The sequence below is a fragment of the Bradyrhizobium sp. 521_C7_N1_3 genome, assembly GCF_052075975.1.
GTDB lineage: Bacteria > Pseudomonadota > Alphaproteobacteria > Rhizobiales > Xanthobacteraceae > Bradyrhizobium > Bradyrhizobium japonicum.
This window is the reverse complement of record NZ_CP197232.1, coordinates 1-24,811: the sequence shown is the minus strand read 5'-3', so window position 1 is coordinate 24,811 and position 24,811 is coordinate 1. Positions and strand designations below refer to the sequence as shown.

The 24,811-nt window shown below is 66.3% G+C and carries 19 protein-coding genes; 4 read left to right on the top strand and 15 right to left on the bottom strand.

Features of this window, described 5'->3' with window-relative positions; genetic code table 11:
- Positions 1–12: 12 nt before the first annotated feature.
- Together AB7008_RS00095 and AB7008_RS00090 are read right to left on the bottom strand one after the other, a co-directional pair.
- Positions 13–927 carry a phosphoribosylaminoimidazolesuccinocarboxamide synthase gene (locus AB7008_RS00095; RefSeq protein WP_304492144.1) on the bottom strand — a complete coding sequence of 305 codons (915 nt, stop codon included), beginning with the start codon at positions 925–927 and terminating at the stop codon, positions 13–15.
- Positions 928–1,005: 78 nt separating this feature from the next.
- Positions 1,006–1,923, bottom strand: coding sequence for a pirin family protein (locus AB7008_RS00090; RefSeq protein WP_028155383.1), 918 nt, complete (start codon positions 1,921–1,923; stop codon positions 1,006–1,008).
- Positions 1,924–1,987: 64 nt separating this feature from the next.
- On the opposite strand from AB7008_RS00090, the gene AB7008_RS00085 reads away from it, so the two are divergent.
- The 3 genes from AB7008_RS00085 (at position 1,988) to AB7008_RS00075 (ending at position 5,256) form a co-directional block, all read left to right on the top strand.
- Positions 1,988–2,560: a GNAT family N-acetyltransferase gene (locus AB7008_RS00085; protein ID WP_028155382.1), complete on the top strand. Its 573-nt coding sequence runs from the start codon at positions 1,988–1,990 to the stop codon at positions 2,558–2,560.
- Positions 2,561–2,622: 62 nt separating this feature from the next.
- Entirely contained in the window at positions 2,623–3,687 is a 1,065-nt protein-coding gene (locus AB7008_RS00080; RefSeq protein ID WP_304494301.1) for a helix-turn-helix domain-containing protein, read from the top strand.
- A gap of 144 nt (positions 3,688–3,831) precedes the next feature.
- A complete protein-coding gene (locus tag AB7008_RS00075) occupies positions 3,832–5,256 on the top strand; it encodes a serine hydrolase domain-containing protein (protein ID WP_441258232.1) in 1,425 nt (474 codons plus the stop codon).
- Between the two features lie 179 nt (positions 5,257–5,435).
- On the opposite strand, the gene AB7008_RS00070 is transcribed toward AB7008_RS00075, so the two are convergent.
- Complete coding sequence (locus AB7008_RS00070) at positions 5,436–6,803, bottom strand: MmgE/PrpD family protein (protein WP_028155377.1); 1,368 nt, start codon at positions 6,801–6,803, stop codon at positions 5,436–5,438.
- Positions 6,804–6,922: 119 nt separating this feature from the next.
- Here AB7008_RS00070 and AB7008_RS00065 point away from each other — a divergent pair, with 119 nt between their 5' ends.
- Positions 6,923–8,038 (top strand): FUSC family protein, encoded by a 1,116-nt coding sequence (locus tag AB7008_RS00065; RefSeq protein WP_248880595.1) that lies wholly within the window; start codon positions 6,923–6,925, stop codon positions 8,036–8,038.
- A 6-nt stretch (positions 8,039–8,044) separates the two neighbouring features.
- On the opposite strand, the gene AB7008_RS00060 is transcribed toward AB7008_RS00065, so the two are convergent.
- From AB7008_RS00060 to dnaA, 12 genes are all read right to left on the bottom strand, one after another.
- Positions 8,045–9,358, bottom strand: a complete 1,314-nt coding sequence (locus tag AB7008_RS00060; RefSeq protein ID WP_441258231.1) for an SMI1/KNR4 family protein — start codon at positions 9,356–9,358, stop codon at positions 8,045–8,047.
- Between the two features lie 139 nt (positions 9,359–9,497).
- Positions 9,498–10,148, bottom strand: a complete 651-nt coding sequence (locus AB7008_RS00055) for a 2-hydroxychromene-2-carboxylate isomerase (protein ID WP_248880591.1) — start codon at positions 10,146–10,148, stop codon at positions 9,498–9,500.
- Between the two features lie 22 nt (positions 10,149–10,170).
- Entirely contained in the window at positions 10,171–11,565 is a 1,395-nt protein-coding gene (locus tag AB7008_RS00050; protein WP_441258230.1) for an MATE family efflux transporter, read from the bottom strand.
- Positions 11,566–11,874: 309 nt separating this feature from the next.
- The gene (gene murA, locus AB7008_RS00045; protein WP_014491005.1) at positions 11,875–13,170 is read right to left on the bottom strand and encodes a UDP-N-acetylglucosamine 1-carboxyvinyltransferase; all 1,296 of its coding nucleotides are present in this window, start codon (positions 13,168–13,170) and stop codon (positions 11,875–11,877) included.
- Between the two features lie 164 nt (positions 13,171–13,334).
- The gene (locus AB7008_RS00040) at positions 13,335–13,802 is read right to left on the bottom strand and encodes a hypothetical protein (RefSeq protein WP_441258229.1); all 468 of its coding nucleotides are present in this window, start codon (positions 13,800–13,802) and stop codon (positions 13,335–13,337) included.
- Between the two features lie 202 nt (positions 13,803–14,004).
- A complete protein-coding gene (gene gyrB / locus AB7008_RS00035; protein WP_441258228.1) occupies positions 14,005–16,440 on the bottom strand; it encodes a DNA topoisomerase (ATP-hydrolyzing) subunit B in 2,436 nt (811 codons plus the stop codon).
- A gap of 284 nt (positions 16,441–16,724) precedes the next feature.
- The gene (locus AB7008_RS00030; protein WP_441258227.1) at positions 16,725–17,462 is read right to left on the bottom strand and encodes a hypothetical protein; all 738 of its coding nucleotides are present in this window, start codon (positions 17,460–17,462) and stop codon (positions 16,725–16,727) included.
- A gap of 136 nt (positions 17,463–17,598) precedes the next feature.
- Entirely contained in the window at positions 17,599–19,767 is a 2,169-nt protein-coding gene (locus AB7008_RS00025) for a hypothetical protein (protein ID WP_441258226.1), read from the bottom strand.
- Positions 19,768–19,873: 106 nt separating this feature from the next.
- Positions 19,874–20,617, bottom strand: a complete 744-nt coding sequence (locus AB7008_RS00020; RefSeq protein WP_441258225.1) for a hypothetical protein — start codon at positions 20,615–20,617, stop codon at positions 19,874–19,876.
- A gap of 118 nt (positions 20,618–20,735) precedes the next feature.
- On the bottom strand, positions 20,736–21,872 hold the full coding sequence (gene recF / locus AB7008_RS00015; RefSeq protein ID WP_304492133.1) for a DNA replication/repair protein RecF: 1,137 nt from the start codon (positions 21,870–21,872) through the stop codon (positions 20,736–20,738).
- 127 nt (positions 21,873–21,999) lie between these two features.
- On the bottom strand, positions 22,000–23,118 hold the full coding sequence (dnaN, locus tag AB7008_RS00010) for a DNA polymerase III subunit beta (RefSeq protein ID WP_014491013.1): 1,119 nt from the start codon (positions 23,116–23,118) through the stop codon (positions 22,000–22,002).
- Between the two features lie 280 nt (positions 23,119–23,398).
- Positions 23,399–24,811 (bottom strand): chromosomal replication initiator protein DnaA (gene dnaA / locus AB7008_RS00005; RefSeq protein ID WP_028155366.1); only part of this gene is annotated, 1,413 nt, incomplete at its 5' end.

Here is a 24,811-nt window from a genome sequence, read left to right as displayed (position 1 = left end):
GAACAGCCGGGCTTAGATCTTCAGCTCTTTCCCCGTCACGCGCCTGTAGGCTTCGAGATAGCGCTTGCTGGTTGCATCCACGACGCTGGTGGGCAGCGGGGGCGGCGGCGCGTCGCCATTCCAGCGGCCGGCGTGGCGCTCGACGTCGAGATAATCGCGCAAAGGCTGCTTGTCGAAGCTCGCCTGCGGCTGGCCGGGCTTGTAGGCATCGACCGCCCAGAAGCGCGAGCTATCCGGCGTCATGACTTCGTCGATCAGGATGATGCGGCCGTCCTTGTCGCGGCCGAACTCGAACTTGGTGTCGGCGATGATGATGCCCTGCTCGCGGGCGAGCTCCTCGCCGAGCGTATAGACCGCGCGCGTCATGCTCTCGAGCGTGTAGGCGACCTCGTCGCCGACGACTTCGCGCATCTTCGCGATGGTGATGTTCTCGTCGTGGCCGGTCTCGGCCTTGGTCGCCGGGCTGAAGATCGACGGCGCGAGCTTCTCGCTCTCGACGAGGCCCGCCTTCAGCTTCTCGCCGGCCAGCGTGCCGCTGGCGGCATATTCCTTCCAGGCCGATCCCGAGAGATAGCCGCGGATCACGCATTCGATCGGGAAGACGGTGGTGCGGCGCGACAGCATGGCACGGCCGAGGATCTCGGCGCGATGCGGCTTCAAGGCCGCCACGGCGGCAATGATCTCGTCGGCGTCGGCGCTGATCATGTGGTGCGGCACCACGCCTTCGAGCTCGTTGAACCAGAATGCGCTGATCTGAGTCAGCACCGCGCCCTTCATCGGGATGGTCTCGCCCATCACGACGTCGAAGGCGCTGATGCGGTCGGTGGTGACCAGCAGCAGGCGGTCGTCGTCGACGGCGTAGATATCGCGCACCTTGCCGCGCCCGATCTTGGGCAGGGGCAGGTCGCTGGAGAGCATGGCGGTCATCGGCAGGGCCTTCGCAGACAAGTCCATCGGACAGGAGATTCAGGCCGCACTGGATGGTACGGCCTAAATCGGGATAGCCTATTCCGGCAGCGGAATGAACTCATGTTCCTGCGGAACTGCGGCGAAGCGGCCGGTTTTCCAGTCCTCCTTGGCCTGCTCGATCCGCTCCTTGCTGGAGGAGACGAAATTCCACCAGATGTGGCGCGGGCCTTCCAATGCATCGCCACCGAGAAACATCATGCGCGTTGCCTTCAGCGCCTTCACGGTGATGCGGTCGCCGGGCCGGAAGATCAGCAGCCGCGGCCCCTCATAACGCTCGTTCGCGATCTCGACCTCGCCGTCGACGACATAGATCGCGCGCTCCTCGTGGTCGGGGTCGAGCGGCACGCTGGCGCCCGCGACCGCCGTGACCTCGGTGTAGAACCAGGGCGAGACCATCGTCACCGGCGAGGTGATGCCGAAGGCGGAGCCCGCGATCACCCGCGCGGTAAAGTCGCGCTCGGAGATCATCGGCAGATCGCCGGCGCCGTAGTGCTGGAACGACGGCGCGATCTCTTCGGATCCGGCCGGAAGCGCGATCCAGCTTTGCAGGCCGAGCATCTGCTGCCCCGAGGCGCGCTGCGCGTCCGGGGTGCGCTCGGAATGGGCGATGCCGCGCCCGGCGGTCATCAAGTTCATCGCGCCGGGTGCGATCTCCTGGACGTTGCCCTCGCTGTCGCGATGCATGATCGAGCCGTCGAACAGATAGGTGACTGTGGCAAGCCCGATATGCGGATGCGGCCGCACGTCCATGCCCTTGCCGGAGACGAACTGCACCGGGCCGAAATGATCGAAGAAGATGAAGGGCCCGACCATCTGCCGCTTGCCATGTGGCAGCGCGCGCCGCACCACGAATCCGTCGCCGAGGTCGCGGGTGCGCGGCACGATGACGAGATCGAGTGCGTCGCAGGACATGGGATCGCCGAGCACGGGATCGTTTGAGGGTTGCCAGCTCATCTTGGTCTCCTGTTTCTTGCTGGTATGATCGTAACAGAACAATGTCGGGAACGGGAGAAGACCGATGATCCCACCGCTCAAGCCAGGCGCCAGGCTGCTCGAGGTCTCAGGCCCCAGAATCGAGACGGAACATTTGATCCTGCGGCCATGGCGCGCGGGCGATATTGCACCGAACGCCGCGATGCTGTCCGATCCCGGCACCGCCCGCTTCATCGCCGCCGACGGCAAGCCGGTCACGACCGAGATTGCCGGCTGGCGTAATGCGGCCGTGATCTCCGGGCACTGGGCGCTCCACGGCTTCGGCATGTTTGCAGTCGAGGAGAAATCGAGCGGCAGCTACATCGGGCGGGTTGGTCCGTGGTGCCCGCCGGGCTGGCCCGGCTTCGAGGTCGGTTGGGGCATTGCCAGGGAATTCCGCGGCAAAGGCTATGCGGTGGAGGCGGCCAGCGCGTCGATCGACTGGGTGTTCGATAGCTTTGAGATCGACGAGATCATGCACTGTATCGAGAGCACGAATACGCCGTCGCAGGGCGTGGCGCGCAGCCTGGGAGCCCGGAAGGAGCGCGAGATCGATCTGTTCGGCAAGCCGGCCGACGCCTGGATCACGTCGCGCGCCGCGTGGACCCGGCGAAATTGAATCGGTCTTTGATCTGAACTAGGTTCGCGTCACGCGCGCGCGTGCGCGATCGGGTCGACCGGATGCTGCTTGCCCATCTCGAACTTGCCTTCCGCGCCGGCGCCGTGGCGCTGCTGTTGGTGTTGGCGGCATCGTTGTTCTCGGACTTCCGCAACGTGCTGGCGGCTCGCCTCGGCGCAGCCTTCGCGCTCGGCTCGGCCGCGCATGCGGTGAGCTATTCGGTCGGCGTGACGTCGCTGGTGCCGGCCTGGCATGCGCCGCTGATCGCACTGTCGACCGGCAATATCGTGGTATTCTGGCTGTTCACGCGCGCGCTGTTCGACGACGATTTTCGCCTGCGCTGGTGGCACGGGCTGATTTGGGCTCTGGTGACAGCGTTCAGCTTCGCCGGGTGCGTCTGGATCGCGCCGGGCGGCCACGTGCGGTTCTCGGTCACCGTGGTGAACCTGATCGTGCTCGGCTTCATCGCGCTCGCGGTAGGGCAGACGATCGCCTCGTGGCCGGCCGATCTGGTCGAGCGCCGGCGGCGCGCTCGCGTCTTTATCGTCTGCGCCGCCGCGCTCTATGGTGGACTGAACGCGCTGCTCCAGATTGCCGTCGCCGGCAGCGACGTCGGCGATGCCGCCAACACCATCAATGCCGGCGTGCTGGCCTGCGTCGTCGCGGCCATCGCCTACGCGATGATGCGTGTCGATGGCGCGGACCTGTTTCCGGCGAATACGGGAATCACGCCAGCTGTCATTCCGAGCCATCCCGCAGCCACCGATGAAGCCGCCGACCAGAAGCTGGTCGATGCCCTGATGCGGCTGATGGCGGACGAGCGGATCTATCGCCAGGAAAACATCACCATCGGCGTGCTGGCGGGCCGGCTGAAAATTCCCGAATACAGGCTGCGCCGGCTGATCAACCAGCGGCTCGGCTACCGCAATTTCAATGTGTTCCTGAACAACCACCGGATCGAGGAAGCCAAGGCCGCGCTCGCCGATCCCGCGCAGGTCGAGGTCCCCGTCATCACCATCGCGATGGATGCCGGCTTCCAGTCGCTCGGTCCCTTCAACCGCGCCTTCAAGGCGGTGACGGGCGTGACGCCGACGGAATATAGGCGGCTGAAGGTGAGCGCGGCGTAAGTTCTAAGCCTTTCTAATCACGCCGAAATTCCAGAATCGACCAGCCCGGTTCAGTTTCAGCCAGTCCATTTTCCGAATCCGGCGAGCGCTCCTCCGACCGCTCCGGCTTCCTCCCGGCACGTTCCCCGAAGCCGGAGAAAGCCCGTGACCCGCAGCCGCAAGATCATCCTCCTCACCACCGCCGTCGCTTGTATCGGCCTCGCATTCGGCGCGGCTCGCGCGCGCAATGCGCCGCAGGTCGCCACCGGCTTCCTCGCCGACATCCTCTGCGCCGAGACATTTGTCTCCGGCCTCGATCCGCAGCGCACGTTCACCGAGACCACCGACGCGATGCCCGGGACTAGCCTGATCACCTGGGCGATGGACTACCGGATCGACCGGGTGCGCAAGGACGTCACCGTGACGCTGTTCGGCCTCGGCCGCAGCCATGCCGTCTATCGCGAGGGGCTGGGCTGTACGCTCGAGCACGGCGCTGATATCGCCGACGTTGCGCCGCCGGCGGAGGACAAGCAGCCCGCATTGCTCCCGGAGATCGCGGGACCTTCGATTGTGCCGCAAAGCGAGGGGCTATCGGCCGCACTCGATCGCGCCTTCACCGAACCCGCGCAACCGCCTTATCGCCGCACCCGCGCCATCGTCGTCATGAAGTCGGGCCATGTCATCGCCGAGCGTTACGCGGATGGTGTCGGGCCGGAGACGCCGCTGCTCGGCTTCTCCATGACGAAGTCGGTGATCTCGGCGCTAACAGGCATTCTCGTGCGCCAGGGCAAGTTGAAGCTCGACGAGCCCGCGCCGGTCGCCGCCTGGACAAATCCGGACGATCCCCGCCACGCCATCATCGTCGACCAGCTGCTGCGCCACACCGCGGGCCTCGCGCTCGGCAGCTCGCTGCAGGCTTCGCTCGGTTCCGCCTTCGAACCGGTCAATCGCATGAAATTCATCGAGGACGACATGGCCGCCTATGCCGCGAGCATGCCGCTTGCGACCGCGCCGGGCACGGTGTGGAATTATCACGACGGCAACACCATCATACTCGCGCACCTGATCCGCAATGCCGCCGGCGGCAACCCCGCCGATGCGCTGCGCTTCGCGCGCCGTGAGTTGTTTGCGCCGCTCGGCATGCGCCACGTCACGCTCCAGCTCGACGGCGCCGGCACGATCGAGGGATCGAGCGAGATGCTGGCCTCCGCGCGCGACTGGGCGCGCTTCGGTCAGCTCTATCTCAATGACGGCGTCGCCGGCGGCAAGCGTATTTTGCCGGAAGGCTGGGTGAATTACTCGGCTGCGGCCACGCCGAATGCCTGGGTCGGCATCGGCGCCGGCTTCTGGACCAACCGGGGCGACAGTTTTGGCGCGAATTTCCGCGTGGAGCACGGCTGGCCGCGCGATGCTTTCTTCGCCAAGGGCACGATCGGGCAGTACACGATCGTGATCCCGTCGGAGCGTCTGGTGATCGTGCGGCTGGGCCGCTCGCCGAACTGGCCGCCGGAAGCGGACGGCGTGTTCGATCTGGTGCGGGATGTGGTGGCGGTGACGCGCGAGAAGGGGACAATGGCGGGGGTGGATTGAGCTCTTTCTTACCCTCCCCTGGAGGGGGAGGGTCGATCGCGCGCAGCGCGAGCGGGGTGGGGTGACGGTCTCTCCGCGACGAACAGTCCCATGTGGAGAGATCACCCCACCCCGTCACGCAATCTCGCTTCGCTCGATCGCGTGCCGACCCTCCCCCTCCAGGGGAGGGTAAGCGCCCACTACCTCCCCAGCTCCGTGGCCTTTGCCACGCGGTCGAACCGCTCCAGCGTCATGATCGCGTCCGCAAACTTCTCCGCGCGCGCGTTCAGCACCGGGCGCGCCAGCGTCAGAAACTTCTGCTGCATCGCCTGCGCATCGGGGAAAGAATTCGGCTCGCCCGAGGGGTCGGCATAGAGCCGCTCATGCACGCCATCATCCGTCGTGATGCTGACGCGCGCGCCGAACGGATGGGTGCGGCCGACCTCGAGCCGGTCGTCCTGCACCACGTCGAACTTGTCGGCGAGCGCGTCGATGGCGGCGTCGCCCAGGCGGTTGTAATCGTCCCAGCCGAACGAGCCCTGGTCGAGCGCGAGCGCGCCGGTGAAGAACATCGAGAACTGGCCGCCGACGATCGAGGTGGGATGCCGCTTGGTCGCGGCATCGCCGGTCAAGGTGATGCCGTTCCGATGCAAACCGATCTCGACGCGCTTGACCTGGTCCGGCGTCAGATTGTGCTCGCGCCGCATCGCGATCAGCGCGTCGATCGCAGCATGGGTGTAGCGGCAGCTCGGATACGGCTTCACGCCGATCTTCATCGTCTCATAGGTCTTGCCGAGCTCGGCCACGGCCTTGTCGGGATGCGCATCGTCGGTGTAGCCGGCGAGCAGGCCGTGCTTGCCCTCGACCGATTCCGTCGCGCCGACGAAATCGTTGCGCGCCAGCGTCGCGGCGATCACGCCATTCATCGCGGCGGCGCCGACCTGGTAGCGCTTGTTCCAGGCGCCGTTGACCAGGAACTGCAGCGAGCCCGCGGCCTGGCTGCCGGAGACGCCGAACGCGGCGATGATCTGCTGCTCGGACAGGCCGAACAATTTGCCGGCGGCGGCCGCCGCGCCATAGGTGCCGGCCGTCGCGGTCGGATGGAAGCCGCGCGCATAATGCGAGGTCGGGTCGAGCGCGTTGCCGAGCCGGCAGCAAACCTCATAGCCCGCCACGATCGCGGTCAGCACGTCGCGGCCCGACGCGCCGACCATCTCGCCGACGGCGAAGGCGGCCGGAACCACCGGCGCGCTCGGATGCAGCGAGGAATCCGCGTGGGTGTCGTCGAAATCGAGGGAATGGCCGAGCGCGCCGTTGAGGAGGGCGGCGACCGCCGGCGTCCAGGTCTTGCTGTCGCCGAACACGGTGGATTCGCCTTTGGTGTCGAGCGCGAGCGCTTCCAGCATCTTCAGGATCGAGGGGGTGGATTCCGCCTCGCTGCGGGCCCGGATGGCGCTGCCGAGGAAGTCCAGCGTCAGCACCTTGGCGCGATCCAGCACCTCCGCCGGAATATCCTGGTACTTCAGATTGACGACATAGGCGGCGAGCGTTGCGGTTTCGTGAGCCATCGTGTTTCCTCGTTTTGGCGCGCAAGTTAGGCGGGCTGATTTGGCCTTTCAAGCGGCCTTGGGGCCGCGGGCATCAGCCATGCTTTTGCCTGGCCGCAAAAGGATCGGGACGTCAGACGATGGCATTTGCAAAACAGCTGTTCGACCGGATCGGGTCGCGGCGGACGCAACTCGGATTGGCGATCCGGGTCACGGTGGCCGCGGTGGCGGCCTATGCGATCGCCACCGCGCTGCATCTGTTGTTGCCGCTCTGGGCCGTCCTGACCTCGCTGATCGTGACCCAGATGAGCGTCGGCCGCTCGCTGAAGGCGACGCGCGACTACGTGCTCGGCACCATCGGCGGCGCCCTCTATGGCGGCGCCATCGCGATCCTGATCCCCTATTCGACCGAAGTTGGTTTGTTGGGGCTGCTGGTGCTGGCGGTCGCGCCGCTCGCCTTCGTGGCGGCGATCAACCCAAGCCTGAACGCCGCCACGGTGACCGCCATCATCGTGCTGCTGGTTCCGACCATGCATCATTCCGATCCCTTGGCGTCGGCGATCGACCGCGTCAGCGAGGTCGGGGTCGGCGCCATCACTGGCCTGCTGGTCTCATTCCTGGTGCTGCCGTCGCGCGCGGTGCGGCAGATCCGCGCCAGCGCGGCCACATTGCTCGAACTGATCGCGGATGCCTTCACCGAACTGCTCGCGGGGCTCACGCGCGGCCGCGACAACGACGCGTTGCACCGGATCCAGGACGGCATCGGCACGGCAATGGTGGGCATGAATGCCATCGGCGCCGAAGCCGAGCGTGAGCGCTCCGCGCGACTGTCGAGCGGGCCCGATACCGGCCCGCTGCTGCGCACCGTGTTGCGGCTGCGCCATGACGTCGTGATGATCGGCCGTGCCACGGTGGTGCCGCTGCCGGCCGAGGTGCAGATGCGGCTTGCAGCCCCGCTGACGGAAGTCTCGACCGTGATCGCGCGATTCCTTCGCTCCGCCGCTGCGGCCTTGCGCGAGGGTGCCGGCGCGCCGGCGATCCATCCCGTGCACGTCGCGCTCCAGCATTATGCCGAGGCCGTTGCCGCCGTCCGTCATGACGGCTTGATTCGTGGCCAGCCCGGCGACACCGCCGAGCGTTTCTTCGCCATCGGCTTCTCGCTGGAGCAGATGCACCAGAACCTCTGCGATCTCGATCGCGTCGTCGGCGAATGGTCGGAAGCCTCGACCGACAAGTCCGCGCGCGTGGCGGAATAAATCCAGCTAGAGATCGAAGAACGCGAGTTGCGTTGCGTCGCGCCGCTCGATGCCAACGGTCAACGCCTTCAGCGCAACGTCAAGACTCGGCTGCTGCTGCTCCAGCTCCCACGCGCCGTCATGGTCCCACTGAAAGCACTGGCCATAGCGGTCGCCGGGCTCGACATGGAGCAGCAGGCAGCGGCTGAGCTGCGACGGCTCGGCAACCGGCACCAGATGTTTCAGCGAGACGCCGTATTCCTGACGGAAATAGGCGCAGGCCTCTTCGAGCTCGTCCTCGGAATGGGCAATGAAGTCCAGGACACTGCGAAGCTGCGTGGCGAGTTCATCAGGCGCATAGAAGCGAAGCTCGGACGATGATTCAGGCAGCCGCACCAGCAATTCGGTCTCGCCGCGCGTCAGCAGGAACTTGCGGTAGTCATCGGGGAGCCGGACGCCGAGCGCCTGCTCCGCTTTGCTCACGTCCGCTTCGCTCGCGGGCGTACCGGGTTTCCAGCGCCAGCCTTTGCTTGACGTTGCCGCCTTGCGCTGGGCCTCGTAGTCCTCATAGCCGGGAAACGCCATGATGTCCTCGTAGCCGCCGAACCGCGACCATTGATAGGCGTCGTCAAAGGCTTCTTCGCGCCGCTTGGGAAAATAGCCGCAGAGCAGTTCGGCGCGCTTGAGGATGCGCGTGTGGTTCGGGGCGGTCTTGCAAAGATGCTCGATCGTCTTCAGTGATGCCTCGGGATTGTCGGCCTGAAGATAGACGTCGCTCAACAATTCCAGGATGCGCCCTTCGAGATCGCCCTCGTAGATGGACCACGCATAATGCGGCTGCCCGGCAGCGCGCCGCGCAACGAGCGTATCGCGCGCCTGTTCGGCAAAGCGCACCGCCTGCGCAAGGTCTTCACCGGCGACCTTGCCGCGGCGAGCGGCGTGCCAGAGATACAGCGGCTCATGTTCGGCCGGCGTGCCCTTGAGCGCGTCGAGCTGCGCGGCCTGCTCGGCCATCGGCGCGCTGAGCGCCAGGATCATCAGCTCATCGAGGCCCTTCTGCCAGTCCGGCTTGGCTTGCGGATTGGGCCCGAGGTCGCGCAGCGTGTAGTTGGTATGATCCGTCTCGACATAGCCGGCCGCGACCAGCTTGGCGACATGGCGGCGGAAGGCCGCGGCGGCGCGGGCGATATCAGGAAATTCCTTGCGCAGAAATTCGTTCGCGTCGGGATCGCCGTTCCAGTTCATATGAACGCCGATCACCATGGGATCGCTGCCCGGGACCAGCATCAATTCGCGATCGTCGTCGCCGGGTGCGCGGTGGAAGAACTTTGCCAGATACATGCGACCTCCGAACGCGCCGCCGGCATCGGGGCGCCACGTCTCAGTCGCATGCTCGCAGAGGTTGGTTCATGGTCGGCCAGAGCGTCTTCGAGCGAAGTGGGTACCGGTTCGCGTCAAGAAAACGCGTTGGAAAATGACTCTAGCGCTTTTTCAGGCCCTTGTCCTTCATGCGCCAGAGCAGCAGGTCGATGCGGTCCTGGCCGAAGAACGGCTCGTTCTCGAACACGAAGGTCGGCACGCCCCAATGACCGGAGGCGGCATGGTCCTTCTCGTTTTCGGCGATCACCCGCTCGTAGCGATCGGGGTCGGCGCTGATCGCTTCATCCATCGCGGCGAGATCGAAGCCGGCCGCCTCAGCGGCGCGCGCGAGGTGATCGCCTTCGTTCCATCCCGCCACCGAGCCGTCCCACAGCACGCGCGCGATCGCATCGGTGAATGCGAGCGAGCGGCCTTCGAGCTGGGCCATCGCACCCAGCCGGGTCAGGCGGTGGATGTAGGGCTGCTCGGCCGCAACATCGAACGTCGTCTTGTCCTGTACGATCGGATCGGGCCTCGGAAAGCGGAACGGGATGCCCTCGTGCTGCGCTACGCGCGTGCTGTCGAGCACCACATAGCGAATGAAGTTCGGGCTGGCCTTCTTGAAGAAGCCGGGCACGCGGACGGCGAGCGGATAGACCGGCCGCAAATTCACCGCGAGATCGTACTCTTCGACGAGCTTGAGCGTCTTCGGCAGCGCCAGATAGCTGAAGGGACTGCGGTAGGAGTAGAAGAGGTCGACCGACAGGGTCATCGCACCGGCTCCATGATCCCGATCATCCCGCCAGTCTGCGCGTCAGCATGCGGAAGCGCAAGATCAGGAGCCCGGCATAGACGAACGTGCCGGTCGAGAACCCGATCCAGACGCCGACCGCGCCGAGCCCGGCATTGAAGGCCAGCACCCAGGCGATGGGAAAGGCGACGCACCAATAGCCGATCGCCGCGAACAGCAACGTCATCCTTGTATCGTTGATGCCGCGCAGCGCGCCGGCCATGATGGTCTGGAGGCCGTCGGCGATGAAGAAGGTCGCGCCGACCAGCAGCAGGGTCGCCGTCAGCTCGACAGTGGCCGCGCTGGCCTCGCTGCTCCCGAAGAACAGCCGTCCGAGCTCGTAGCGGCCGAGGATGATGGCAACGGTCAGGGCTGAGACCAACGCTACGCCAAGCATCGCCGCGACGAGGCCCGCGCGCCTCACCGCGGCCGGGTCGTCGCGGCCGAAAGCATGGCCGACGCGGACCGTCGCCGCCATGCCGATACCAAGTGGGACCATGAACAGCACGGCCGTGACCTGGAGCGCGATCTGGTGCGCGGCAAGCGCCGTGATCGAGATCAATCCCATCAGCAGCGCGGCGGATGAGAACAGGCCATATTCCAGCAGCAGGGAAAACGAGATCGGTGCGCCGACCGCGATGAGCTGGCGCATCAGGGGCCAGTCGATCCGCCACAGGTGGGCGAGCGGGCGGTAGTCCGCGAACGGCTTTCGCCATGCGGCGATGGCGAGTACGGCGAGGAAGGTGCCGAGATTGACGAGTGTGGTCGCAAGCCCCGCGCCGAACAGGCCGAGCTCCGGCAGGCCGAACAGGCCGTGGATCAGGCAATAGACCAGCGCCGCGTTGGCGGGGATCGCCGCAATGGTGATCCACAGCGGCGGTTGCGGCCGGTTCACCGCGCTCATCATGCTGCGCAAGGCGATGAAGCCGAGCGCCGGCGCGATGCCCCAGGCCAGCCCGTTCAGATAGCGCTGCGCGAGCGCGGCCGATTGCGGTGCCTGTCCGAGCGCCAGCAGGATGCGCTCGCCATAGAGCGGCGAGGCCATCATCGGCAGCGAGATCAGGAGTGCGACCCACAGGCCGGAGCGCAGCGAGCGGCGGATGCGCTTGACGTCGCCGGCGCCGAACGCCTGCGCGGCCAGCGGCGACACCGCGGCCATCAATCCGAGCCCGAAGGTGAAGCTGACGAAATAAACCGTATGCGCCAGCGCGGCGGCCGCGACCGCATCCTCGCCGAGCCGCCCGATCAGCGCGAGATCGGTCGTGATCATCGCGATCTGCCCGAGCTGCGTCAGCATCATCGGCACGGCCAGCCGCAGCGTCTCGACGAACTCTTCGGCGAGATGGTTTTGCGGCACGCCGGCTTGCGGCTGCGGACGAGGTTGCACGGTGTCGAGCATGGTTACCCAATAGCATCGTCGAGCGACGAAAACATGGCTCTCGTGTCCCGGACGCGCTGCAGCGCGAAGCGGTGCTGCGCAGAGCCGGGACCAGAAGTTACGGGCGCGGCTCTCGCTCGCATGGGCCCCGGCTCAGCCGCGCATCACTGGCGTGCTGCGCTGCATCCGGGGCACGAGACCATTTCAGGACTCGTAGGGTGGGCAAAGGCGCGCTTGCGCCGTGCCCATCATCAGTCCAACACGGCAACAGAAGCGGTGGGCACGCTACGCTTTGCCCACCCTACGATACTGTGGCGCGGAGAGAATTTCTCAGCCCTTCCGCTCCGGCACGCGTCGGATCTTCGCGCCGAGCGCGTTCAGGCGTTCGTCGATGCGCTCGTAGCCGCGCTCGATCTGGTCGGCGTTGTTGATCGTGGAGGTGCCCTCGGCGCAGACCGCGGCGAGCAGCATCGCCATGCCGGCGCGGATGTCGGGCGAGATCATCGATGCGCCGCGCAGGCGGCTGGGGCCGGCGATGATGGCGCGATGCGGATCACAGAGAACAATTCGCGCGCCCATGGCGATCAGCTTGTCGACGAAGAACATCCGCGATTCGAACATCTTCTCGAACATCAGGATCACGCCGTCGCATTGCGTGGCGGTGACGATCGCGATCGACATCAGATCGGCCGGGAAGGCCGGCCAGGGCTGGTCCTCCAGCTTCGGCACGTGGCCGCCGAAATCGTCCTGGATCTTCAGCGTCTGGTTCGAGGGCACGATGAGATCATCACCCTCGATGCGGCAGACGATGCCGAGCCGCTCGAACCCCATGCGGATCGAGCGCAGATGCTCGACGCCGGCGCGCACGATGCGAAGCGGGGAGCGCGTGACGGCCGCAAGCCCGATCAGCGAGCCGACCTCGATATGGTCGGGCTGGATCCGGTAGGTCGTGGCGCCCAGCGTCGCCGGCCCATGCACGATCATGGTGTTGGTGCCGATGCCCTCGATTCGCGCGCCGAGCGCGACCAGGAAATTGGCGAGGTCCTGCACATGCGGCTCGGAGGCCGCGTTGCGCAAATGGGTGACGCCGTCGGCGGCGACGGCCGCGACCAGCGCGTTCTCGGTTGCGGTGACGCTCGGCTCGTCCAGGAACACGTCAGCACCGGCGAGCTTTGCCGCGCGGAATTCGAGCCGGTCGGTGGCGGTGACCTTGGCGCCCAGTTGTTCGAGCGCGAGCACATGGGTGTCGAGGCGGCGGCGGCCGATGACGTCGCCGCCGGGCGGCGGCAGCATCACTTCGCCGCAGCGGGCGAGCAGGGGGCCCGCGAGCAGGATCGAGGCGCGGATGCGCACGCACAGCTCGGGGTCGAGGTCGGCGGCGCGGATGCTCTTGGCGTGGATGTGCAGCGTGTTGCGGGCGGTCCATTCCGCCGCGGCGCCGACCGAGCGGATCAGCTCGACCAGCGTCTCGGTGTCGCGGATCCGCGGCACGTTCTCCAGCGTCACCGGATGCTCGGTGAGCAGGGCGGCGGCGATGATCGGCAGCGCCGAATTCTTGTTGCCGGACGGCTCGATCGAGCCCGAGAGCCGGTGACCGCCCTCGACAATGTACTGGATGGGCGCCACGGGGTTCTCGCTGTCCTGTTGGGTGGGGCTGTTTCGGGCGGAAACTACAGAGAATTGAGCGCGGGAGCAATTGTGGCGGCCGGGGTCCGCCCGCGGCGATGTGCCGACCAGACCCTCATGGCGAGGAGCGCGGAACGCACCTCTCGAACCATGGAAGGCCCCGCTCAGAACAGGCCGATGATATTCGCGACCACATAGAGGATTGCAATCAGGATCAGCGCGCCGATCATGACGAAGGAAATCTCGATCGCGATGGCGCCGGTGCCGAGGATCGCGGCCACGCCGGCAAGGAGCCGCTCCTCCCGAAAGATCAGCGCGAGAACCGAGAGCAGGATGGCGAGCAGGCCGAGCGAGATTGCGGTGGCCGAAGCGGCTTCGCTCCAGCTGCGCCCAGCCGACTTCTCGACCTTCGGCGCCTGATACTCCACGCCCTTCACGCGCGCGATCACGCGGTCCTTGATGCGATGGCCGGTGTCGACGATGACCTGGTCCGCCGGTGGCGGCGGGAAGATCATCGGCACGACCCAGTGCGGCAACACAGCCGCCATCAGCGCCAGCGCGCCGACAATACTGCCGATGATGCCGAGACGGCGGGAGGGGAGGGCGGAACTGGTCGTTGCGGAGGTGGTCATGGCGCGACGCGTCCCGGCCGGAATTGGCCTTACGGGTTCATGCCACTTCGTCGCGATGGTGGGCGGTGAGGTTCAGCGATGCAGGGATTGGTCTAGCCGTCATGCCCGGGCTTGTCCCGGGCATCCACGTTCTTTGTTTCGCGGAGCAAGGCGTGGATGGCCGGGACGAGCCCGGCCATGACGCTGTGGCAGCAGCGAGCCCTCAGATATCGATCGTCGCGCTCAGGGAGTGTTCCTGGATGAAGTCGCGGCGCGGTTCGACCACGTCGCCCATCAGCTTGGTGAAGATATCGTCGGCCTCGTCGACCTCCTTGACCTTCACCTGCAAGAGCGAGCGCACGTCGGTGTCGAGCGTCGTCTCCCAGAGCTGCTCCGGGTTCATCTCGCCGAGGCCTTTGTAGCGCTGCAGCGATATGCCCTTGCGGCCGGAATCGGTGACTGCCTCGAACAGGTCCGAAGGGCCGTGGACCACATGCTCGCTGTCTTTCCGCCGCAGCCTGCCGGAGCGGGCATAGACGTCCTGGAGCTTTGGCGCGTACTCGTCGAGCTTGCGGGCCTCGGCGGAGCCGAGCAGCGCGTCGTCGATGATGGCCGCTTCCTTGACGCCACGCACGGTGCGCTCGAACAGGAAACCCTGACCCTCGACGAATTGCCCGACCCAGCCGCGCTCGACCTCCTCGGCCTGGTTGTCCAGCCGGGTTGCGATGTACTGCGCCGCGGCCGTGGCGTTCTCGGGATTGCCGTAGACCGACTTGTTCAGCACGCCCGTGATGGCAGCCTGCTCGATGACCTTGCGGTTATAGCGGCTGTGCAGATTGCGCAGGATGCTGCGGACCACGCGGGCGTCCTCGACCAGTGCGCGCAGATCGCGGCCGGTGCGGTCGCCGCCGCTGCCGGGGATGAAGACGCAATCATCGAGGCCGGCGTCGATCAGATAGTCTTCCAGCGCCCGTTCGTCCTTCAGGTACTGCTCGGACTTGCCGCGTGAGACCTTATAGAGCGGCGGCTGGGCGATATAGAGATAGCCGCCGTCGATGATGTCGCGCATCTGCCGGTAGAAGAAGGTCAGCAGCAGCGTGCGGATGTGGGCGCCGTCGACGTCGGCGTCCGTCATCACGATGATCTTGTGATAGCGCAGCTTCTCGACCGAGAACTCGTCGCTGATACCGGTGCCGAGCGCGGTGATCAGCGTGCCGATCTGCTCCGACGACAGCATCTTGTCGGGGCGGACGCGCTCCACGTTGAGGATCTTGCCGCGCAGCGGCAGCACCGCCTGGAATTCGCGGTTGCGGCCCTGCTTGGCGCTACCGCCTGCCGAGTCGCCCTCGACGATGAAGAGTTCGGATTTCGCCGGGTCCTTTTCCTGGCAGTCGGCGAGCTTGCCGGGCAGCGAGGAGACCGAGAGCGGGCTCTTGCGCGTGAGCTCGCGCGCTTTTCGCGCAGCTTCGCGGGCGGCTGCCGCCTGGATCACCTTGCCGACGATCATCTTGGCTTCCGAGGGGTGCTCCTCGAACCAGGCCTGGAGCGCCTCGTTGAGGACGTTCTCGACCACGGGACGCACTTCCGAGGACACCAGCTTGTCCTTGGTCTGCGACGAGAATTTCGGATCGGGCACCTTCACCGAGAGAACGGCGGTGAGGCCTTCACGGCAGTCGTCGCCGGTCAGCGCGATCTTTTCCTTCTTGGCGTTGGCCTCGGCATAGCCGTTGACCTGGCGCGTCAGCGCGCCGCGGAACCCGGCGAGATGGGTGCCGCCGTCACGCTGCGGGATGTTGTTGGTGAAGCACAGCACGTTCTCGTGGTAGCTGTCGTTCCACCACAATGCGGCCTCGACGCCGATGCCGTTGGCTTCCGCGCGCACCATGATCGGCGCCGGCACGATCGCCTTCTTGTTGCGGTCGAGATATTTGACGAATTCCTCGACACCGCCGGAATAGTGCATCTCCTCGCGCTTCTCGACCGCATGGCGCATGTCGGAGAGGATGATGTTGACGCCGGAATTGAGGAAGGCGAGCTCGCGGAGGCGATGCTCGAGCGTGGCGAAATCATATTCAATGTTCTTGAAGGTCTCGGGCGAGGCCAGGAACGTCACCTCGGTGCCGCGCCGGCCCGGTGCGTCGCCGACCACCTTCAGCGGCGCAACCGCATCGCCATGGGCGAACTCGATATAGTGCTCCTTGTCGTCGCGCCAGATGCGCAAGCCGAGCTTGCTCGACAGCGCGTTGACGACGGAGACGCCAACGCCGTGCAGGCCGCCGGAGACCTTGTAGGAATTCTGGTCGAACTTTCCGCCGGCATGGAGCTGGGTCATGATGACCTCGGCCGCCGAGATGCCTTCGCCCTTGTGGATGTCGACGGGAATGCCGCGGCCGTCGTCGCGCACCGTGACGGAATTGTCGGCATTGAGCACGACGTCGACGCGCGTGGCGTGGCCCGCCAGCGCTTCGTCGATCGCGTTGTCGACGACCTCGTAGACCATGTGGTGCAGGCCCGAGCCGTCGTCGGTGTCGCCGATATACATGCCCGGGCGCTTGCGGACGGCGTCGAGACCCTTGAGCACGCGGATCGATTCCGCCCCGTAATCGCTCGGATTTGAGGGCTCGTTTTCGGCAGGTGTCTGCCGAGCAGGTTCTGTCATGAGAGGCCTTCGAGATGTCGCCCGAATCAGCCGCGCAAAAGGCGCTGATTTGCAGGCTATTTGTGCCATGAAAGACCGCTTGCGCCTAGCGCAAAGTATCCTCCGGCAACCCTTTGATCAGATAGGATTTTTGGGCCGGTTTTCAAGGCGTCGGAGGGCCGATTCTGGGGCTCGTGAAAAGGGCGATTCGAGGGGTCGTTTTTGGCCCTTGAAGGCGTGGATTTTGCGGGGCGCAGAGGGGCGCGTTCCCGGGCACTGTGGTGCCCAGGAACAGGCCACTGGGGTCAGTAGATCTGATCCGGCTTCTTATCGTCGTCAAAGCTGAGGGACCAGGCCTCGCCTGTGGCCACGGTGATGGTGTCGGTGCGCAACGGATAGCCCGACACGACCAGCTTGTAGGAATATTTGCCGGGCGGCAGATCCAGCGTTTGCGGGTGATTGACGCCGCCCGCGATCTTGACGGTCTGATCGTTGATCATGAGCGAAGCCACGTCCGGCACGAGATAGCCGAAGATCAACCGCGCCTGTCCGGGCATCGGCAGGAAGTTGGCCTTGGCCGCGGCCTCCGTATTCCGCTGCACCAGGCTGACAATGGTCTCGCCCTTCGCGCGGCCAAGCTTCAGTGTGGCCGGCCCCTTGGGGGAGGCGAAGGCGAGCTCCACATGATCGGCGGCAATCTCAGCGCCATCTGGCCTTTCCTCCCAGCCACGCTTTGCGAGCTCCCTGCGATAGAAGGCGAGCACATCGCTGAGCTGGGCCTGCACACAGGCTTCCAGTCCGACCCGCAGCGGGATCTCGATGCCGGTCACATGGGTGGTGCTGGAGCTGGAGGAGCTGTGTTGCTTCGGCACCGGCATGTCGGCGTCGGGATCGGCCGGTGTAAGTGCGGCCGAAGTTTGCGGTGATCGGTGCATCCATCCGCCGGCGCTTGCGGCGACCAGGCCGCCTGCGAGCAGAGCGAGGCCGCACACGAACAGTCGCCATCGTGCCGGGACCTTCGTCCCGCGCCTTACCGTCGTCATGCCCAGTCTCCAGGGATGTCGCGCGTTGTGATCTTCGCGCCATGCAGCGGCTGCGACACAGTCGCCGCCTCCAGCGACTAGTCGCCCCATGAACCGGACAGGTTCAACCTGGCCGTTACAGGCACAGGCGGCGGGATCAATACATCTGGAGCGGAAGCACCTCGCCGGTCGGCCCCACCAGGAGGCCCCAGGCGTCGCCGGCGGCGACGGTGAGGCTCTCGGTGCGGGCAGGACGCCCCGGCATGCGCAGCGCGTACTGATACTTGCCGGGCGGCAGATCGAGCATCGGGCCCTTCGGCGATTGCGGGCCGCCCGCACCGGCCGCGATCTTCACGGTCTGATTGTTGATCGTCAGCGACGCCTCCTTCGGCCCGATATTGCCGAGCATCACCCTGGCCTGGCCCGCCTTGGGCATGATGTCGGCCTTGGCCGCTGCCTGTGGATTCCGTTGCACCAGGCGGACCGTTGTCTCCTCCCTGGCGCGGCCGAGCTTCAGCATGGCCGGACCCTCCGGCGAGGTGAACGCCAGCTCCGCCCGCTCGGCGGTGACCGTCGCGCCGTCAGTCTTTTCCTGCCAGCCGCGCTTGCTGAGCTCTGCGCGATAGAAGGCGAGGACATCCGAGAGCTCAGCCGGAATGCTGGCTTCAAGCTCCTTGCGGAACGATTGGTCGCTGCCGGGGAATTTCGTCGAGCTGATCCCGCTCGAGCTGCGCTGCGTCGGTACCGGCAGGGCAGAATCGGGATCGGGCTTGAGCGGCTCGGTCGATTTGGCTTGGATCGGCTTTGCTTCTGCGGATTTGGCCTCAACCGGCTTCGCTGCAGCCACCATGAGGCCGGTGCCGTTGGCGCTGACATTCACCTTCGGGCCCATCTGCATCACGGTCATCGAGATCGACTTGCCGGCCTTGGAGAATTCCATCACCGCCATGTTGGGCTGGTTGATGACGGAAGGCTGCTCCTTCCAGCCCGCGTTCTTCAGCGATGCGCGGTAGAAGGTGCCGAGCGCCTTCACGCTCGAGGTCGAAGAGAATTCGAGTCGGCCGTCGCCGCCTTCGAACTTCACGCCTTCGGCGGTCTCGGGCAGCGGCACGGGTGTCTTGCTGTCGGCGAGCGCATTGAGTGGTGTATCGGAGAGCGCGGCGGCCTGCACCTTGCGGCGGGCCTCGTCGGCGGCGATGACCTTCTGTGCGGCTGCCGCGGCATCGCTGAAGAACTTGTCGTCGGCCTCCTTCTTCGCCTTGGCGCGAGCGGCAAGCGCGGAGTCCTTCACCTGCGCGGTCAGGCTGACCATGGTGAAATCGTATTTGCGGCCGAGCCGCAGCACGCCGGTTTCCTCGGCGTTGGAGATCTTGATCGCGACCTCGTCGCCGGGCGCGAGCGGCGCGCTGCCGTCCTCCTGCCAGCCGCGCGCGGCGAGCTCGCGGTGATAGAAGGCCAGCACGGCGGGCAGCTCGGCCATCGCGGCGGCCGACATCTCGCGCTTGTTGGAGCCAGCGCTGCCGAGGCTCCTGGCCGTCTTGGTCGGGTTCGGCCGCGGCAGCCCGGCAAGATCGCTATCGGCTTTGAGCTCGCTGGGCAGGGCGAAGGGCGCGACGCGGATGTCCACATTGGTGCGGCCGTCGTCGCGGCGCGTCAGCGTCAGCATGACCGGCTTCTGCTGATAGAAGCCGCCTTCCTTGCTGTCAGGGTGCGCGTAGAAGGCGCGCAGTCCGTTGGGAACGGTTTCATCCAGGCTGCTCGTCCAGCGCGCGGCGGTTTCCGGTGTGAGCTTCTGCCAGCCGATCGCGGCCATCTGGCTGGCGTAGAAGTCCGACGTTGCATCGAGCGCGCCGGGCGCGATGCAACTGAGATAGGGCCGGGTCCCATCGAACATGATGTCGCTCGCGCCGTCGGGAAACGGCACGTTCCCGTAGATCCGGTCGGTCGAGTAGTGGACCACGGACTGGTCGGGCCGGCCGAGGCCCTGCGTGAGATAGACCGAAAGGCCCAGCCGTCCCTTCTTGAAGTTCAGTGTGGTGCTCTTCTCCTCCAGCGGCCTCACATAGGGCACCCAGCCGTCGGCGCTGAGGAGTTTCTTAACCGCCAGCGATGTCACGGCTTCCGGCGTCGGCATGCGGTATTCGACGCGGTAGGGATCGGGGCGCGAGGTGTCTTCCACCGCGCCTTCAAGCTGCGGCAGCGCATGGACGTCGACGATGCCTCCGTCGGCGGCGGCCGCGATCGAGCAGCTCGCCATCAGGACAAGGCCGCAGGCAAGCAGCTGCCATCGTGCCGGGACTTGCGTCCCGCGCGGGATCATCGACATCGTCACGTCTCCAGGATATCGCGCCCGGCTCGGGCATGCGCATTTGCAGGCTGCGACACCGTCGACGCGGCCTCAGACGAGAAGTCGCGGCAGAAACCCGTGAGGTTCAATACAGCAGGAGCGGCGACCACGCCTCTCCGTCGCGCCCGACCGTAAGCTCCCAGGTATCGCCGGCGGCGAAGTTGAGGATGTTCGTCGCGGCTGGATGGCCCGGCACGCTCACCTCGTAGGAATATTTGCCGGGCTGCAGATCCAGCGAAACCGCGTAGGCGCCGGCGGCGTGCCTGATGGTCCGGTCGTTGATCGTGAGCGTGGCTTCCGTTTCGCTGATATTGGAGAACACCAGCTTCGCCTGGCCGGGCTGGGGCATCACGTTGGCATTTGCAGCGACAGATGCGTTCTTCTGCACGAGATTGACGGCGGTGCTGGCGTCCTTGCGGTCGAGCGCCAGCATGCCAGGTCCGAGCGGGGAGGCGAAGGCGAGCTGGACGTGATCGGCGGAGACCACCGCGCCATCGTGCTGCTCCTGCCAGCCGAGCTTGCTGAGCTCGGTACGGTAGAAGGCGAGGACGTCGCCGAGCTCGGCGGGCACGGTGGCCTCCAGCCTTGTGCGGAGCGGCGTTTCAATGCCCTTGACGACGGTGGTGTGCGTTCCTCGGTAGCTATAGCGGGTCGGCGCGGGCAGCCTGGCCCCGGGGTCCGGCGTGAGCGCCGACGCGAACAGCGGCGACAGATGCGGCACCCAGGCGCTGGCGCTTGCTGCGAGCATGCAGCTTGCGAGGAAGACGAGGCCGCACGCGAACGCCCGCCATCGTGCCGGGGCTTGCGCCCCGGGCCTTACCGTCCGCATCTCATTCTCCAGGAATGTCGCGCATCGTGTCATCGCGCGATGGGTAACGGCTGCGACATCGTCGGCGCGGCCTCTGGCAACTAGTCGTGGCGGAAAACGGTCGGGTTCAATGCGAGGTCTAATGCCGGGCCGAAACCCGTCCGCTCTCGACGTCAAAGACTTCGCCGCCTGCGCCGATGTCGGCAAAGGCGGCGGGGTCGGCGCCGGTCAGCCACACCTGCGCGCCGAGCTTGCGCAGCTCCTCGAACAGCGCCGCGCGCCGGTTCGGATCGAGATGCGCGACGACCTCGTCGAGCAGCAGTAGCGGTACGATGCCGGTCATCTCGGCGACCAGGCTCGCATGCGCCAGCACGAGGCCAATCAGCAGCGCCTTCTGCTCGCCGGTCGAGGCATCGCGCGCCGGCATGCTCTTCGGCGCATAGATCACCTGGAGATCGGTGAGGTGCGGGCCGTCGGTGGTGCGGCCGGCGATGGCGTCGCGTGGGCGGTTGTCGCGCAGGATCTGGCGGTAGCGATCCTCGACCGACGTCGCCGTCTCGTTGAGCAGCGCGTTCTCCATCCAGCCGTCGAGCGCGATCTGCGCCGAGGGGAATGCGGATTGCTGCGCGCGCGCGTTGAGCATGCCCGTGAGCCGCGCTGCGGTCTGGCCGCGCGTTGCGGCGACCGCGACCGCAAGCTCTGCGGTCTCGCGCTCGATCGCATCACACCAATGGTCGTCGTAATTGCGCGTCTCGAGCAGGCGGTTGCGCGACCGCAGGGAGCGTTCGAGCGCGGAGATCCGGCTGGAATGCTCGCTGTCGATGGCCAGCACCAGGCGATCGAAGAAGCGCCGCCGCTCGGACGCCGCGCCCATGAACAGCCCGTCCATCGCCGGCGTCAGCCACACCATGCGGATATGGTCGCCGAAGGCGGTGGCCGAACTGACCGGCTCGCGGTCGATGCGGCAGCGCCGGCTGACTGCGGCGTCCGCGCGTGGCGCGTCGATGCCGGTGCCGAGCGTGGCGAGCCCCAGCGCGCCCTCGACCTGCGCGGACACCGCCCAGGAGCCGTCGCCCTGGTTGTCGGCGACATCTTCCAGCGTGGCGCGCCGCAAGCCCCGGCCCGGCGACAGGAACGAGATCGCCTCGATGCAATTGGTCTTGCCGGCCCCGTTCGGTCCGACCAGCGCCACCATGTCAGCCGCCGTCTCGAGCCCCGCCGCCCGGTAATTGCGAAAATGCGTCAGCGTCAGGCGTTGTATGCGGGAGGGGGTCATGGAAATCCGCTTTTCGTCATGCCCGGCCTTGTGCCGGGCATCCACGTTCTTGGCTCCAAAGACGTGGATGGCCGGGACAAGCCCGGCCATGACGGATGTAGTCGATACGAGGGAGTGCCGGTAGCCCTCACACCCGCATCGGCATCAGCACGTAGAGCGCGCTCTTGTCGTCCTTGTCCTGCACCAGCGTCGGCGAGCCGGGGTCGGCGAGCTTCAGCGTGGCGACGTCGCCTTCGATCTGGGCGGCGATGTCGAGGAGGTAGCGCGAGTTGAAGCCGATATCGAGGGCGTCGGAGGCGTATTCGACTTCGAGCTCTTCGGTCGCGCTGCCGGAATCCGGGTTGGTGACGGATAGCACCAGCTTGCCCGGCGACAGCGAGAGCTTCACGGCGCGGCCGCGCTCGCTGGAGATGGTGGAGACGCGGTCGACCGCGTTCTCGAAATCCTTCTTGTCGACGACGAGTTCCTTGTCGTTGCCCTGCGGGATCACGCGGCCATAGTCGGGGAAGGTGCCGTCGATCAGCTTCGAGGTCAGCACCACATTGCCGATGGTGAAGCGGATCTTTGCCTGCGACAGCTCGATCGTGACTTCGGCCTCGTTGTCCTCGATCAGGCGCTGCACCTCGCCGACGGTTTTCCGCGGCACGATCACGCCGGGCATGCCGTCGGCGCCCTTGGGCTGGACCAGGTCGAGCTGGGCGAGGCGGTGGCCGTCGGTGGCAACGCCGCGCAGGGTGGCGGCCGTGGCCGTGCCCGCGGCGTGCAGATAGATGCCGTTGAGGTAATAGCGCGTCTCTTCGGTCGAGATCGCGAACTGGGTGCGGTCGATCAGCCGCTTGACGTCCTTGGCGGCGAGCGAGAACGAGTGCGACATGTCGCCGGCAGCGAGATCCGGGAAATCATTCTCCGGCAGGGTCTGCAGCGTGAAGCGCGAGCGGCCGGCGCGGATCGCCAGCACGGCGCGGTCGCCGTCGGCCTCCAGCACGATCTGCGAGCCGTCAGGCAGCTTGCGCACGATGTCGTAGAACATGTGCGCCGGCACGGTGGTGGAGCCCGCGGTCGCGGTTTCGGCCGGGAGCGTCTCCGTCACCTCGAGGTCGAGGTCGGTCGCCTTCAGCGACAATTTAGCGTTCTCGGCGCGGACCAGCACGTTGCCGAGGATCGGAATGGTGTTGCGGCGCTCGACCACGCGGTGGACATGACCCAGCGATTTCAGGAGTTGCGCGCGTTCGACCGTAACCTTCATTGCACTACTCGCCCGATCCCCAAGGAAACACAACGTTGGAAAAGCCGGGCGGCGGGACGCGCGCCTCGGCACCGAAGACCCCGAAAAGCCGGATCATCCAGCCGATATGACCAAAGCCGTCAGGGTCGCGCAAGGTGGCGCGGAAAGCCATCGGTTTCAAGGGATTGGGGGGTGGTTCCCCACGATTTACAGCCCAAAAGGAGGGCGGCCGTCCCGGCAAACGAACACCGCCGCCCAGGCATGGCCGGGGCGGCGGGAGAATGGCAGGAGCCTTAGGCGTTTATTCCTGAAGCTGGCGCTTCAGCGATTCGACTTCCTCGGACAGCGCCGTGTCCTTGTTGACCAGCGCCTCGATCTTGCGCACGGCGTGCAGCACCGTGGTGTGGTCGCGCCCGCCGAAGCGGCGGCCGATCTCGGGCAGCGAGCGCAGGGTCAGCGTCTTGGCGAGATACATCGCCACCTGGCGCGGACGGACCACGTTGGCGGTGCGGCGCGAGGACAGGAGGTCGGAGCGGCTGACGTTATACTGCCGCGCCACCACGCGCTGGATGTCCTCGATCTTGATCCGCTTCGGCTCCTGCGGCCGGACCAGATCGCGTACCTCGCGCTCGGCCATCTCCAGCGTCACCGGCTGGTTGTTCAGCTTCGAGTGCGCGAGCAGCCGGTTGATCGCGCCTTCGAGGTCGCGGCCGTTATGGGTGATGGTGCGCGCCAGATAATGCAGCACCTCCTCCGGCACGTCGAAGGTGGCGTGATGGGCGCGGGCCGCCGCGACGCGCGACTTCAGGATTCCATGCCGCAGTTCTTCGCCGAGCGAACCCATCTCGACCACGAGACCGCCGGCGAGGCGCGAGCGCACGCGATCGTCGAGGCTTTCGAGGTCGGACGGCGGACGGTCGGCCGCGATCACGACCTGGCGGCCGGCATCGATCAGCGCATTCAGCGTGTGACAGAACTCGGCCTGGGTCGACTTGCCCTGCAGGAACTGGAGGTCGTCGATCACGAGCACGTCGATGCCGCGCAGCGCTTCCTTGAAGGCGAGCGCCGTCTGCGTCTTCAGCGCGGCGACGAAGCCGTACATGAATTTTTCGGCGGTGAGATACAGGACCTTGCGCTCGTTGCCGGAATTGCCGGCCCAGGTCACGGCCTGGAGCAGGTGCGTCTTGCCGAGGCCAACGCCCGCATGGATGTAGAGCGGGTTGAACATGACGGGATCGCCGCGCCGCCCTTCGGCGACCTGACGTGCCGCCGCATGCGCCAGCGTGTTGGAGCGGCCGACGACGAAGCTTGCAAAGGTCAGGCGCGGATCGAGCGGCGAGCCGCCGAGCGCGTCGTGGTTTGCGGAGACCGGCGCAGTCGCCGTCGAGCGCAGTTCCGGCGCGGGCGCGCGGCGTGTTTCGACCGGCGCAGGCGCTTCCTTCTGCTGCATGACCGGGCGCACCGCGGAGCGAACGGTGAGATCGATGCGATGCACTTCCGGCGCCTCGGCCTGCCAGCACGACAGCACGCGCTCGGCATAATGCGCCTGAATCCAGCTCTTCAGGAAGCGTGTCGGCACCGAGAGCCGCACGCTCTCCTCCTGCACGCCTTCCAGATCCATGCGGGCAAACCAGCTCGTGTAGACGTCTTCGCCTACGTTCGAGCGCAGCCGGCTCTTCACGCGTGACCAGCGATCCTGTTCCGATGTGTTCAT